The sequence below is a fragment of the Pseudomonas sp. SMN11 genome (assembly GCF_052041945.1).
Classification (GTDB): domain Bacteria; phylum Pseudomonadota; class Gammaproteobacteria; order Pseudomonadales; family Pseudomonadaceae; genus Aquipseudomonas.
Genome location: NZ_JBKGGW010000011.1, coordinates 93,162 through 106,087, shown reverse-complemented (window position 1 = coordinate 106,087; position 12,926 = coordinate 93,162). Strand labels below are relative to the sequence as shown.

Sequence of the window (12,926 nt, the reverse complement as noted above, 5' to 3'; positions counted from 1 at the left end):
CTACGCCGAACTATATATATCTATATATAGGAGCGGCCTTGTTGTTCTCGGTCCCCATGGTCGGCTGGCAGCGGGGTGGTGCCCATTGGACGTAAGTCTAGTGAGCCGCTGCTGTCAAAGACCCGACGAAAGGCGAGCGGGGTTACAGGGCTTTTGCGGTCCTAACCACTGAGCGGGATTTTTTTGACGAGATGACCATGGCTGAGCATGACGACATCCTGAGTGACGCCGAACGCGCAGCATTGGCCGTGGTAAGTGCGCCCCTTGCGCCCAGTCCGGTGGTGTTGATTGTCGATGACAATCCGGTGAACAGCGAGGCGCTCAAGTGGTACCTGAAGAGCAGGGGCATCGAGAGCATGACCGCTGACGGGGCTCAGGAAGCGATGCTCAAGCTGCACTACGAACCGCGCATTGCCCTGATGATCACCGACCTGCGGATGCAGCCTGATGATGGCCTGGAGCTTATTCGGAAGATTCGTGAGTCGGAGCGGGCGGCGTTGTCGATCATCGTGGTGTCGGGCGACACCGATGTGGAGGAGGCGGTGGACGTGATGCATTTGGGGGTGGTGGATTTTCTGCTGAAGCCGGTGGACCTGGGGAAACTGCTGGGGCTGGTGAAGAAGGAACTGAAGATCGGGTAGTGCAGGACTGGGGCTGCTTCGCAGCCCTTTCGCGACACAAGGCCGCTCATACAGGAGAATGCGATCCCCTGTAGGAGCGGCCTTGTGTCGCGAAAGGACCGCAAAGCGGTCCCGTGCGGTTTACAGCCCGTTACGCGCCTTGAACTCGCGACGGCGACGGTGCAGCACTGGCTCGGTGTAGCCGTTCGGCTGCCTGGCACCTTCGATCACCAGCTCGATCGCCGCCTGGAAGGCGACGTTGTCGTCGAAGTTCGGCGCCATCGGGCGGTACTGGGCGTCACTGGCGTTCTGCTTGTCGACCACTGCAGCCATGCGCTTGAGGCTTTCCAGCACCTGCTCCTGGCTGACCACGCCATGGCGCAGCCAGTTGGCCAGCAGCTGGGCCGAGATGCGCAGGGTGGCGCGGTCTTCCATCAGGCCGACATCGTTGATGTCCGGCACCTTCGAGCAACCGACACCCTGGTCGATCCAGCGCACGACATAGCCGAGGATGCCCTGGGCGTTGTTGTCCAGCTCGTTGCGGATCTCTTCTGCCGACCAGTTGGTGTCGGCCGCCAGCGGGATGGTCAGGATGTCATCGACCGAAGCCGGGGTGCGCGACGCCAGCTCGCGCTGACGCGCCTGCACGTCGACCTTGTGGTAGTGCAGGGCGTGCAGGGTGGCGGCGGTCGGCGACGGTACCCAGGCGGTGTTGGCGCCGGCCAGCGGGTGAGCGATCTTCTGCTCGAGCATGGCGGCCATCAGGTCAGGCATGGCCCACATGCCCTTGCCGATCTGCGCACGGCCTTGCAGGCCGGTGGCCAGGCCGACGTCGACGTTGTTGTTCTCGTAGGCGCCGATCCACTTCTCGTTCTTCATGGCGCCCTTGCGCACCACGGCGCCAGCTTCCATCGAGGTGTGGATTTCGTCACCGGTGCGGTCGAGGAAGCCGGTGTTGATGAACACCACGCGCTCGGCGGCCGCCTTGATGCAGGACTTCAGGTTGACCGTGGTACGGCGCTCCTCGTCCATGATGCCGACCTTGACGGTGTTGCGCTTCATGCCCAGCAGGTCTTCGACACGGCTGAAGATCTCGGCGGCGAAGGCGACTTCTTCCGGGCCGTGCATCTTCGGTTTGACGATGTACACGCTGCCGCTGCGGGTGTTCTTGCGGCTGGTGTTGCCGTTGAGGTTGTGCAGGGCGATCAGGTTGGTGAACAGGCCGTCCTGGATGCCTTCGGGGATTTCGTTGCCCTGGGCATCGAGAATCGCCGGGTTGGTCATCAGGTGACCGACGTTGCGCACGAACAGCAGCGAACGGCCGTGCAGGGTTACGCTGCCGCCATTGGGCGCGGCGTATTCGCGGTCCGGGTTCATGGTACGGGTGAAGGTCTTGCCACCCTTGCTCACGCTTTCGGCCAGGTCGCCTTTCATCAGGCCGAGCCAGTTGCGGTAGACGATCACCTTGTCATCGGCATCGACGGCGGCGACCGAGTCTTCGCAGTCCATGATGGTGGTCAGCGCCGACTCCATCAGGATGTCCTTGACGCCGGCGGCATCGGTGCTGCCGACTGGGGTGCTGGCGTCGACCTGAATCTCGAAGTGCAGGCCGTTGTGCTTGAGCAGCACGGCGGTCGGCGCCTTGGCGTCGCCATGGAAGCCGATCAGCTGGGCGTCATCACGCAGGCCGCTGTTGCTGCCGCCTTTCAGGGCGACGACCAGCTTGCCGCCTTCGATGCGGTAGCCGGTGGAGTCGACGTGGGAGCCTGCGGCCAGAGGCGCGGCTTCATCGAGGAAGGCGCGGGCGAAGGCGATGACCTTGTCGCCACGCAGCTTGTTGTAACCCTGGCCTTTCTCGGCGCCGCCCTCATCGCTGATGGCGTCGGTGCCGTACAGCGCGTCGTACAGCGAGCCCCAACGGGCGTTGGCGGCGTTCAGGGCGAAACGGGCGTTCATCACCGGGACGACCAGCTGTGGGCCGGCCATGTGGGCGATTTCTTCGTCCACGTTCTGGGTGGTGGCCTGGAAATCGTCGGCTTGTGGCAGCAGGTAGCCGATTTCCTGGAGGAATGCTTTGTAGGCTACGGCGTCGTGTGCCTGGCCTTTGCGTGCCTGGTGCCAGGCGTCGATCTTGGCTTGCAGCTCGTCGCGCTTGGCGAGCAGGGCTTTGTTCTTTGGAGCGAGGTCTTTAATGATCTCTGCCGCGCCTGCCCAGAACGTCGCGGCTTCGATGCCGGTTCCAGGAATCGCTTCGTTGTTGACGAAGTCGTACAGGGCCTTGGCGACCTGAAGGCCACCGACTTGAACGTATCCAGTCATTGCTTGCCTCACCTCTGCTCAGCTATTTCGCTCTTCTGTATTAAGCCTGTAGCGCTTCTCTAAACACGTACCAGTGCTTGCCATCGGACTAGACCCGAAGGCGGCTGGGTGCAGCCGGCCAGACAGGCTGGCAGACAGTGTGCGTATTTTCACAGGCGCCTTGGCAGACATCCAAACGACGTTTTGTAGTCCGCGCCACGGGATACTACATGAAGCAGTAGGCGAGGCAAAATCAGACTAAAAGCGCCGTTGTGCGACCGGTTGGTCGCGTATGGTCACGCTGGGAGAGCGTATGTTCGCAAAAAACCAGTGGATTGTTCCAGATAAATCTTGAAACAGTACACGATTGCGTGCGCGGATTGCCCTGCGGCAGGTTGCCGCGCCTTGCCTATACTGAGTCGATCCCCCGTATTTTCGCCGCCTTGGGCGGCCCGACACAGAGGAAGGGCCTGTGGATCATCTTGTATTGACCGTGATTGCCCCGGACAAGGCTGGCCAGGTCGAGCGTATTGCCCAGTGCATCGCCGATCATAACGGCAACTGGCTGGAGAGCCGCATGTCGCGGATGGCCGGGCAGTTTGCCGGGATCCTGCGGGTGGCGGTGCCGGCGGAAAACTACGACGAGCTGGTAGAGTCGCTCCAGGCGCTGGGGCAATACGATATTCGCGTGCTCATCGCCGAGAGTGGCATCGAGCCGTCATGTACCTGGAAGCCTATTGCCATGGAACTGGTGGGCAACGACCGCCCTGGCATCGTGCGTGATATCACCCGCCTGCTGGCGGACCAGGGGGTGAACCTGGAGCGCTTCACCACCGAAGTGCGGCCGGCACCGATGAGCAGTGAGCCGCTGTTCCATGCCGATGCGCTGCTGGCGCTGCCGTTGACCTTGTCGCTGGATGACCTGCAGCAGAAGCTGGAGAGCCTGGCGGATGACTTGATGGTGGAGTTGAAGTTACGGCCGGAGGAATGATCTGGTAATGCTGGGCCCGCTTCGCGCGCCTTTCGCAACACAAGGCCGCTCCTACAGGTGATCGCGTTCCCTTGTAGGAGCGGCCTTGCGTCGCGAAAGGGCTGCGAAGCGGCCCCTTGCGGTTATCCCGATTTAACGGGGACGGCCCTGTGGATAACCTGGGGGCGCAGCTCGCTAGCCCAGGAACGGCAAGCGATCCCGAGGTTTGAGCAAAAAACGTACAGAAATCAGTCGCTTGTGCACAAAGCACGGGGACGAGGGTGTGGATAACCTTTGGAGAGGTCGCTGCAGGCCACGAACGACGAGGCCTGCGCAGTTTTGATCGTTTTTTGATCAGGCGCGCTTGCGCAGATTCAGCCAGGCATCGACGCTGTAGAGCGCCAGGCCCGCCCAGATACAGATGAAGGCCACCAGGCTGCTCGAAGACAAATGCTCATCGAAAAGCAACACTGCCTGCAGCAGCACCAGTGTCGGCGCCAGGTATTGCAGGAAGCCCAGGGTGGTATAAGGCAAGTGTCGGGCGGCGGCGTTGAAGCAGACCAGCGGCACCAGTGTCACCGGCCCAGCTGCCATCAGCCACAATGCTTCGCTGCTGGTATAGAACGCACCCTGGGCACTGACCGCAGTAGGGTTCAGCAGCAACCAGCCTAGCGCCAGAGGCACCAGCATCCAGGTTTCCACCACCAGCCCCGGGAGCGCTGCCACAGGGGCCTTTTTGCGGATCAACCCATAGAAACCGAAGGTCAATGCCAGCATCAGCGACACCCACGGCAGGCTACCCACCTGCCACACCTGTTGCGCCACGCCCACCGCAGCCATGCTCACGGCCAGCCATTGCAGGCGGCGCAGGCGTTCTCCGAGCAGGAGCATGCCCAGCAGCACATTGACCAGTGGGTTGATGTAGTAGCCGAGGCTGGCTTCGAGCATGCGACCGCTGTTCACCGACCACACGTAGGTCAGCCAGTTGGCAGCGATCAGTGTCCCGCTCAGGGCCAGAATCGCCAGGCGGCGGGGGTTGTCGCGCAGCTCGCGCCACCAGCCTGGGTGTTTCCACACCAGCAGCAGCAGGGAGCCGAACAACGCGGACCAAAGTACCCGGTGGACGATGATCTCCACCGCCGGGACGCTCTGGATGGCTTTGAAGTACAGGGGGAACAAACCCCAGATGACATAGGCCGACAGGCCAAGAATGTACCCGCGACGCGGGTTTGCGGCGTGCATGCAGAATCCTTGCTTAGGTAGCTAAATACAGCGACGCCTATTGTAGACAGACCCTTGCGGCTATCTAGAACAATTTCAACGGTTGTTCGTCCAGCGCCGCCGTCTGCTCGCGCAGGGCGAGGATTTGGTCACCCCAGTAACGCGGTTGGCCAAACCAGGGGAAGCTGCGCGGGAACGCCGGATCATCCCAGCGCCGTGCCAGCCAGGCGCTGTGGTGCAGCTGGCGCAGGGCGCGCAGGGGCTCGATCAGTGGCAGTTCGCGTGGGTCGAAGTCGTGGAACTCGTTGTAGCCGTCGATCAGTTCGGCCAACTGGCCAAGGCGCTCTTCGCGGCTGCCAGCCAGCATCATCCATAGGTCCTGCACGGCCGGGCCCATGCGGCAGTCGTCCAGGTCGACGACGTGATAGACGTCGTCGCGATGCATCAGGTTGCCAGGGTGCAGGTCGCCGTGCAGGCGCATCACCTGATGCGGGGTACGTGCGTAGACATCCTCGACCCGTTTGAGCAGTTCGCGGGCTACGGATTCGAATGCAGGCAGCAACTCACGCGGGACAAAATCGCCCTCCAGCAGGGTTTGCAGCGAAGCGTGGCCGAAGTTGTCCACAGCCAATGTTTCGCGATGTTCGAACGGGCGGGTTGCGGCAACCGCGTGCAGACGGCCGAGCAACTGGCCGAGGCGGTAGAGCTGGTCGAGATTGCCGGGCTCCGGCGCGTGGCCACCTCGGCGCGGGAACAGGGTGAAGCGGAAGCCCTTGTGCTCGAACAGGGTCTGGCCGTCGTGTTGCAACGGAGCGACCACAGGCACTTCGCAGTCGGCGAGTTCGGCGGTGAACTGGTGCTCTTCGAGAATTGCGGCATTGCTCCAGCGGCCCGGGCGGTAGAACTTGGCGATCAACGGTTGCGAGTCTTCGATGCCCACCTGATAGACGCGGTTCTCGTAGCTGTTCAGCGCCAGGACCCGGGCATCGCTGAGAAAGCCCAGGCTTTCCACGGCGTCCAGGACCAGGTCGGGGGTGAGGGTGTCGAAGGGGTGGGACATGGGGGCTCCGGGGGTGGGCGGCGTGTTGGCATGGTAACTCATTCCATGGCCAGCCCAGATGTTGCCTGCACCGGCCCTTTCGCGGGTTAAACCGGTACCCCAAGCAACACATAGGACGGATGAAACTGCACCCGCACATTGCTTCCTTCCCCCACTCCCTGCCCGGCCAGCCAACACGCCTCGGCAAACGCACACAACGTCTGCCCGTTGCCCAGCGCCAAGCGCACCTCGCTGTCGCCCTGTGCATCCGCCAGCACCTCTTCGACGGTGACGTTCAGCACATTGCTGCCGGCCTCGGCTTCATCCCCCGCGCCCAGCAACTGCACCCACCCGGCCTTGAGCAGTGCCATCACCGTAGTCCCCAGTGTCAGCTCCAGCCGCGCCGTGCTGTCATGGGTAATCAATGCGTCGATTTCCAGCCCGCCGCCCAGCGCCAGGCTGACCCGATCATGCCGGCCTTCCCTGCGCAGCCCGCTGACCTGCCCTTGCAGCTGATTGCGCGCGCTGGTGCGCAGCATCAGGCGGCCCAGCAGGTCGAGGTCGCTGGACTCTTCCGCCGCTTCAAGAATCTGTGCCTGCAGCGCCTGCACTTTCTGGTACAGCCGTAGCACCCGTTCACCTTCTGCCGAGAGCCTTGCGCCACCACCGCCACGTCCGCCCGTACTGCGCTCGACCAAGGGCTGGCTGGCCAGGTTGTTGAGTTCATCGATCGCATCCCAGGCAGCTTTGTAGCTGATGCCGGCAGCCTTGGCCGCGCGGGTGATCGAGCCCTGTTCGGCGATGTGCTGGAGCAGGGCGATGCGCTGCGGGCGGCGGGCGATGTGCTGGGTGAGGAGTGCGGGCAGGGACATGGGGGGCGCCTATCGGGAACTGAGCCGTCAAGCTTGCCCCGGTTTTGCCGTGCGTGCCAGGCAATACACATCGACCCTGCGTGCGCCGGCCTCACGCAGCAGTTGCGCGACAGCCTGCGCGGTAGCCCCGGTGGTCAGCACATCATCGACCACGGCAACGTGGCAACCTTTGAGCGATGCCTCGCCGGCAAGCGCAAAAGCCCGGCGCAGGTTGCCTCGGCGTGCTCGGGCATCCAGGCGCTGTTGTGCCGGTGTTTCACGCGTACGCAGCAACAACCGTTCATCCCACTCGATAGCCAGTGCCTTCGACAGCCAGCGCCCGAGCATGCCGGCCTGGTTGAAACCGCGCTCGCGCAGTCGACGCCGGGCGAGCGGGACAGGCAACAGCAGGTCTGGCTTAGCCAGGCCATCCAGGTAGCGATGCTGCACATTGAGGCTGAGCATTTCGGCCATCAGCCGGCCCAGTGGCCATTGGCCGTTGTGCTTGAAACGGCTGATCAGCGTGTCCAGCGGGAACCCATAGTGCCAAGGCGCGATGACCTGATCGAAAGCCGGCGGTTGGCGGCTGCACTGGGCACAGGTCAGGCCGGCCATCGGCAAAGGCAGGGCGCAGCGCAGGCAATGTTCATCGAGCCACGGCAGTTCCTGCTCGCAGGCGACACACAGCGGGTAGCGCTGTTCGGCTAACTCACCGCACAGCAGGCAGTTGTGATTAATATTTATACACTTGTAAACCAGTGTTTTTAACCAAGGTTGACAGTTCATAGGCCTTCCATGACTATGCGAGCTAACCGTGATGCGCTGGCGGGCACTTGTGCCTCGGCGCCAGCTACAGCCTAAACAAGGAAACGCCGATGAGCGCCAGCACAACTGCAACAACACGTCACGACTGGTCCCTGCCTGAGGTCAAGGCCCTGTTCCAGCAGCCATTCAATGACCTGCTGTTCCAGGCGCAGACCGTGCACCGAGCGCATTTCGACCCGAACCGCGTACAGGTTTCGACGCTGCTGTCGATCAAGACCGGCGCCTGCCCGGAAGATTGCAAATATTGTCCGCAGTCCGGCCACTACAACACCGGGCTGGAAAAACAGAAGCTGATGGAAGTGCAGAAGGTGCTCGAGGAAGCCGCCCGCGCCAAGGCCATCGGCTCCACCCGCTTCTGCATGGGTGCGGCTTGGAAGCACCCGTCGGCCAAGGACATGCCCTACGTGCTGGAGATGGTCAAAGGCGTGAAGGCCATGGGCCTGGAAACCTGCATGACTCTCGGCAAGCTCGACCAGGAGCAGACCGCAGCGCTGGCCCAGGCTGGTCTGGACTACTACAACCACAACCTCGACACCTCGCCTGAGTTCTACGGCAGCATCATCACTACCCGTACCTACAGCGAGCGCCTGCAGACCCTGGCCTACGTGCGTGATGCCGGGATGAAGATCTGCTCTGGCGGCATTCTGGGCATGGGCGAGTCGCTGGACGACCGCGCTGGCCTGCTGATCCAGCTGGCCAACCTGCCCGAGCACCCGGAATCGGTGCCGATCAACATGCTGGTCAAGGTCGCCGGCACCCCGCTGGCCGAGGAAGAGGACGTCGATCCGTTCGACTTCATCCGCATGTTGGCCGTCGCCCGTATTCTCATGCCCAAGTCACATGTTCGACTGTCCGCCGGCCGCGAGCAGATGAACGAGCAGATGCAGGCCCTGGCGTTCATGGCTGGCGCCAACTCGATCTTCTACGGCGAGAAACTGCTGACCACCGCCAACCCGCAGGCCGACAAGGACATGCAGCTGTTCGCCCGCCTGGGCATCCAGCCTGAAGCCCGCGAAGAGCATGCCGACGAAGTGCACCAGGCGGCCATCGAGCAGGCCCTGGTCGAGCAACGCAGCAGCGAGCTGTTCTACGACGCCGCGTCGGCCTGAGATGGCCTTCGATCTGGCGGCGCGCCTGGCCGAACGGCGCGCCGCAGACCTGTATCGGCAGCGGCCATTGCTGGAGAGCCCGCAGGGGCCGGAAGTCGTGGTCGATGGCCAGCGCCTGCTGGCTTTCTGCAGCAATGACTACCTGGGGCTTGCCAACCACCCTGAAGTGATCGCTGCCTGGCAGACTGGCGCCGAGCGCTGGGGTGTCGGTGGTGGAGCGTCACATCTGGTGATCGGCCACAGCTCGCCACATCATGCCGTCGAAGAGGCGCTGGCCGAACTGACCGGCCGCCCGCGCGCGTTGCTGTTCTCCACAGGCTACATGGCCAACCTTGGTGCCATTACCGCGCTGGTGGGGCAGGGCGACACCGTGCTGCAGGACCGCCTCAATCACGCGTCGCTGCTCGATGGCGGGCTGCTCAGTGGTGCCCGCTTCAGCCGCTACCTGCACAACGACGCTGCCAGTCTGGCCAGCCGCCTGAGCAAGGCCACCGGTAACACCCTGGTGGTGACCGATGGCGTGTTCAGCATGGACGGTGACCTTGCCGACCTGCCGGCCTTGGCCGCTGTGGCCCGCGCTCGCGGTGCCTGGCTGATGGTCGACGATGCCCATGGCCTGGGCACCTTGGGGGCTCAGGGTGGCGGCATCGTCGAGCACTTCGGCCTGGGCATCGACGACGTGCCGGTGCTGATCGGCACCTTGGGCAAGGCCTGTGGCACTGCCGGCGCTTTCGTCGCCGGTAGCGAGGAGCTGATCGAAGCCCTGGTGCAGTTCGCCCGGCCTTACATCTACACCACCAGCCAGCCGCCAGCGCTGGCCTGCGCCACGCTCAAGAGCCTGGAGCTGCTGCGCCGCGAAACCTGGCGCCGCGAGCACCTGGCCGCGCTGATCCGCCAGTTCCGCGAGGGCGCCTCGCAAATTGGCCTGCAGCTGATGGACAGCCCGACACCGATCCAGCCGATCCTGATCGGCGACAGTGCCCAGGCCCTCAAGCTGTCGCGCATGCTGCGTGACCGCGGCCTGCTGGTGACCGCCATTCGCCCACCAACCGTGCCTGCCGGCAGTGCTCGCCTGCGGGTCACCCTGAGCGCGGCGCACAGCGAGGCGCAGGTACAGCTATTGTTGAATGCATTGGCCGAGTGTTATCCACAGCTGGAGGCCGCCGATGCGTAACCGTTTGATCCTTCTTCCCGGCTGGGGGCTGGGCACTGCCGCCCTCGAGCCGCTCGCCGCCAGCCTGCGGGCCCAGGATGCACGCCTGCAGGTCGAACTGATGCCCCTGCCGGAACTGGCCGATGCCGATGTGCAGGCGTGGGTGGACTACCTTGACCGCAAGTTGCCCAGCGATACCTGGCTGGGTGGCTGGTCGCTCGGCGGCATGCTCGCCAGCGAACTGGCGCGCAAGCGTGGCGACCACTGCTGCGGCCTGCTGACGTTGGGCAGCAACCCCAGTTTCGTGGCCCGCGCCGATTGGCCACATGGCATGGCCGAGGACACGTTTGGCACGTTTCTCGATGGTTGCCGCAGCCACACCTCAGTGACCCTCAAGCGCTTCCGCACCCTGTGCAGCGATGGTGCCCTGCAACCTCGCACGCTGCTGCGCCAACTGGGTGTCGGCGTGCCGGACACCGACCCGCTGTACCTGGCCACCGGCCTTGAAGTGCTGGCCAGGCTCGATACCCGTGAGGCCCTTCAGGCCTATGGCGGCCCGCAGTTGCATCTGTTCGCGGGCAGCGATGCGCTGGTGCCGGCCGAGGCGGCTAAAGCGCTGAGCGAGCTGCTGCCCGACGTGGAAGTTGGCCTGGTCGAAGACAGTTCGCACGCCTTCCTGCTGGAATATCCACAGGAGCTGGCGGCGGGCATCAAGAGTTTCCTGCATGAGAGTGGCGATGACTGACCTTTCCCGTCCAACCCTGCCCGGCGCGCTGCCGGACAAGCGCCAGGTGGCCGCCTCGTTCTCCCGTGCGGCAGCCAGCTACGACAGCGTTGCGGCCCTGCAACGTGCGGTGGGCGTGAGCCTGCTGGACCAGTTGCCGGACGACATGGCGCCGACGCGCTGGCTGGACCTTGGCAGTGGCACGGGGCATTTCAGCCGGGTGCTGGGCGAACGTTTTACCCAGGCAACCGGAGTTGCCGTGGATATCGCCGAAGGCATGCTCTGCCACGCACGTGGCGAACCGGCTGGGGCACGGTATTACGTAGCCGGCGATGCCGAGCGCCTGCCGCTGCGTGATGCCTGTGTCGACCTGGTGTTTACCAGCCTTGCGGTGCAGTGGTGCGGCCAGTTCGCCAGCGTGCTGGACGAAGCCCGACGCGTATTGCGTCCGGGTGGGGTTCTGGCCTTCAGCAGCCTGTGTGTCGGCACGCTCGAGGAGTTGCGCGCGAGCTGGCAGGCGGTGGATGGCATGGTGCATGTCAATCGTTTCCGCAGGTTTGAAGACTATCAGCGCCTGTGTGCAGCCAGTGGCCTCGCACAGGTCAGCCTGCAGTGTCAGGCCCATGTGCTGCACTATCCCGATGTGCGCAGCCTGACTCATGAACTCAAGGCGCTCGGTGCTCACAATCTCAACCCTGGGCGGCCTTCTGGCCTGACCGGTCGTGCGCGCATGCAGGGCCTTTTGCAGGCCTATGAAGCGTTTCGCCAGCCCCAAGGGCTGCCGGCCACCTATCAGGTGGTCTATGGTGTGATGCGCAAGCCACAGGCATGAGAGGAGCGACATGAGCCAGGCCTATTTCATAGCCGGGACCGACACCGATGTCGGCAAGACCACCATCGCGGCGGGGCTGCTGCATGCGGCACGGTTGCAGGGGCTGAGTACCTTGGGCGCGAAGCCGGTGGCTTCGGGTTGCACGATGACGCCCAAGGGTCTGCGCAACAGTGATGCCCAGGCGCTGATCGACGAAAGCTCGCTCAAGCTCACCTACAAGGAGGTCAACCCGTTTGCCTTCGAACCAGCCATTGCGCCCCATGTGGCGGCCCGGGAGGCGGGTGTAGCGCTGGAAGTACCCGTACTGGCAAAGGCGATGCGCCACGTGCTGGACCAGGGGGCAGACTTCACCCTGGTCGAAGGTGCAGGCGGCTGGCGGGTGCCATTGTCCGACCGCGCCAACCTGTCGGACCTGGCGATCGCGCTCAAGCTGCCGGTGATTCTGGTGGTCGGGGTGCGCCTGGGCTGCATCAACCATGCGCTGCTCAGCGCCGAAGCCATTGCCCGTGACGGGCTGCAGCTGGCAGGTTGGGTGGCGAACATCATCGACCCACGGACTTCGCGGCTGGAGGAAAACCTGGCCAGCTTGGCGGAGCGTTTGCCAGCGCCGTGCCTGGGGCGGGTGCCGAAGCTCAAGCAGGCCACGGCGGATGCCGTGGCGGAGCACCTGCAACTCGACTTGCTGGATTGAGGGTTGGCAGGTATGCCCATGGCCTATCAAGTAGCACTGGGCCATTAGGGATTTAAACGGGCCTTTTCGCGCCTGGCCTGCTTTAATTAGCCCTGTTCATATCCAGCGTCATTGGAGTTCTGACATGGAAATCACCGGCAGCACCGCGTACTACGCCGGCCTCAACGCCATCTACAACGGCCAGAATCGCGTCGATCAGGCCGCTGGCCAGATCGCCAATTCCTCGGTCGAGCGCGCCGCCACCAGCCAGTCCAGCGACTTCCAGGCCGAGCGACTGCGCGGGGTCGACCGCAGCCAGCAGATGGACCTGGCAACCAGCACGGTACAATTGAACCTGGGCAAGACCGAGGTCGAACTCGGTGCAAAGGTGGCAAAGGCTTCCGACGAAATGCTCGGGCGGTTCATCGATACCTACGCCTGATCGGCCACTTTCTTCGAGTTATACACAGCCCCTGTGGGGGCGGGCTTGCCCGCGAATGCGTCCTCTCCGGCAACTCTGTTGTCCTTCCTGCTCCTTTCGCGGGCAAGCCCGCTCCCACAGGGGCATTGTTTTTTCTGTGGTTGGCATAAACGCCATCTTTCGCGGCGTAAAT

General features: G+C 63.6%; 13 protein-coding genes. 8 read left to right on the top strand and 5 right to left on the bottom strand.

The features are described from left to right. The first annotated feature begins 197 nt into the window (after window positions 1-197). Entirely contained in the window at window positions 198-641 is a 444-nt protein-coding gene (locus tag ACLEJU_RS12665; RefSeq protein WP_400723919.1) for a response regulator, read from the top strand. 120 nt (window positions 642-761) lie between these two features. Here ACLEJU_RS12665 and ACLEJU_RS12660 read toward each other — a convergent pair whose 3' ends face one another. After that, complete coding sequence (locus tag ACLEJU_RS12660) at window positions 762-2,939, bottom strand: malate synthase G (RefSeq protein ID WP_435422636.1); 2,178 nt, start codon at window positions 2,937-2,939, stop codon at window positions 762-764. Between the two features lie 451 nt (window positions 2,940-3,390). Here ACLEJU_RS12660 and ACLEJU_RS12655 point away from each other — a divergent pair, with 451 nt between their 5' ends. Continuing rightward, window positions 3,391-3,909, top strand: a complete 519-nt coding sequence (locus tag ACLEJU_RS12655) for a glycine cleavage system protein R (RefSeq protein WP_435422637.1) — start codon at window positions 3,391-3,393, stop codon at window positions 3,907-3,909. 333 nt (window positions 3,910-4,242) lie between these two features. On the opposite strand, the gene rarD is transcribed toward ACLEJU_RS12655, so the two are convergent. From rarD to ACLEJU_RS12635, 4 genes are all read right to left on the bottom strand, one after another. After that, the gene (gene rarD / locus ACLEJU_RS12650) at window positions 4,243-5,130 is read right to left on the bottom strand and encodes an EamA family transporter RarD (protein ID WP_435422638.1); all 888 of its coding nucleotides are present in this window, start codon (window positions 5,128-5,130) and stop codon (window positions 4,243-4,245) included. 64 nt (window positions 5,131-5,194) lie between these two features. Further along, the gene (locus ACLEJU_RS12645) at window positions 5,195-6,169 is read right to left on the bottom strand and encodes a serine/threonine protein kinase (RefSeq protein ID WP_435422639.1); all 975 of its coding nucleotides are present in this window, start codon (window positions 6,167-6,169) and stop codon (window positions 5,195-5,197) included. Between the two features lie 86 nt (window positions 6,170-6,255). Then, window positions 6,256-7,020: a TOBE domain-containing protein gene (locus tag ACLEJU_RS12640; RefSeq protein ID WP_435422640.1), complete on the bottom strand. Its 765-nt coding sequence runs from the start codon at window positions 7,018-7,020 to the stop codon at window positions 6,256-6,258. A gap of 27 nt (window positions 7,021-7,047) precedes the next feature. After that, entirely contained in the window at window positions 7,048-7,785 is a 738-nt protein-coding gene (locus ACLEJU_RS12635) for a ComF family protein (protein ID WP_435422641.1), read from the bottom strand. A gap of 89 nt (window positions 7,786-7,874) precedes the next feature. Between ACLEJU_RS12635 and bioB the strand changes: the two genes are divergently transcribed. From bioB to ACLEJU_RS12605, 6 genes are all read left to right on the top strand, one after another. After that, window positions 7,875-8,933, top strand: coding sequence for a biotin synthase BioB (gene bioB, locus ACLEJU_RS12630; RefSeq protein ID WP_060512169.1), 1,059 nt, complete (start codon window positions 7,875-7,877; stop codon window positions 8,931-8,933). Between the two features lies 1 nt (window position 8,934). Beyond that, a complete protein-coding gene (gene bioF, locus ACLEJU_RS12625; protein WP_435422642.1) occupies window positions 8,935-10,107 on the top strand; it encodes an 8-amino-7-oxononanoate synthase in 1,173 nt (390 codons plus the stop codon). Continuing rightward, entirely contained in the window at window positions 10,100-10,831 is a 732-nt protein-coding gene (locus tag ACLEJU_RS12620) for an alpha/beta fold hydrolase (RefSeq protein ID WP_103448694.1), read from the top strand. Before bioF ends, ACLEJU_RS12620 begins: the two co-directional genes overlap by 8 nt. After that, complete coding sequence (gene bioC / locus ACLEJU_RS12615; protein WP_435422643.1) at window positions 10,824-11,642, top strand: malonyl-ACP O-methyltransferase BioC; 819 nt, start codon at window positions 10,824-10,826, stop codon at window positions 11,640-11,642. Before ACLEJU_RS12620 ends, bioC begins: the two co-directional genes overlap by 8 nt. A 10-nt stretch (window positions 11,643-11,652) precedes the next feature. Beyond that, window positions 11,653-12,333 (top strand): dethiobiotin synthase, encoded by a 681-nt coding sequence (gene bioD, locus ACLEJU_RS12610; RefSeq protein WP_435422644.1) that lies wholly within the window; start codon window positions 11,653-11,655, stop codon window positions 12,331-12,333. Window positions 12,334-12,457: 124 nt separating this feature from the next. Beyond that, window positions 12,458-12,754, top strand: coding sequence for a pyrroloquinoline quinone biosynthesis protein PqqE (locus tag ACLEJU_RS12605; protein WP_435422645.1), 297 nt, complete (start codon window positions 12,458-12,460; stop codon window positions 12,752-12,754). The last annotated feature ends 172 nt before the right edge of the window (window positions 12,755-12,926 follow it).

Coding starts and splice junctions, on each gene's coding strand:
- ACLEJU_RS12665 (WP_400723919.1), top strand. CDS start 198: ATGGCTGAGCATGACGACATCCTGAGTGACGCCGAACGCGCAGCATTG.
- ACLEJU_RS12660 (WP_435422636.1), bottom strand. CDS start 2,939: ATGACTGGATACGTTCAAGTCGGTGGCCTTCAGGTCGCCAAGGCCCTG.
- rarD (WP_435422638.1), bottom strand. CDS start 5,130: ATGCACGCCGCAAACCCGCGTCGCGGGTACATTCTTGGCCTGTCGGCC.
- ACLEJU_RS12645 (WP_435422639.1), bottom strand. CDS start 6,169: ATGTCCCACCCCTTCGACACCCTCACCCCCGACCTGGTCCTGGACGCC.
- ACLEJU_RS12640 (WP_435422640.1), bottom strand. CDS start 7,020: ATGTCCCTGCCCGCACTCCTCACCCAGCACATCGCCCGCCGCCCGCAG.
- ACLEJU_RS12635 (WP_435422641.1), bottom strand. CDS start 7,785: ATGAACTGTCAACCTTGGTTAAAAACACTGGTTTACAAGTGTATAAAT.
- bioB (WP_060512169.1), top strand. CDS start 7,875: ATGAGCGCCAGCACAACTGCAACAACACGTCACGACTGGTCCCTGCCT.
- bioF (WP_435422642.1), top strand. CDS start 8,935: ATGGCCTTCGATCTGGCGGCGCGCCTGGCCGAACGGCGCGCCGCAGAC.
- ACLEJU_RS12620 (WP_103448694.1), top strand. CDS start 10,100: ATGCGTAACCGTTTGATCCTTCTTCCCGGCTGGGGGCTGGGCACTGCC.
- bioC (WP_435422643.1), top strand. CDS start 10,824: ATGACTGACCTTTCCCGTCCAACCCTGCCCGGCGCGCTGCCGGACAAG.
- bioD (WP_435422644.1), top strand. CDS start 11,653: ATGAGCCAGGCCTATTTCATAGCCGGGACCGACACCGATGTCGGCAAG.
- ACLEJU_RS12605 (WP_435422645.1), top strand. CDS start 12,458: ATGGAAATCACCGGCAGCACCGCGTACTACGCCGGCCTCAACGCCATC.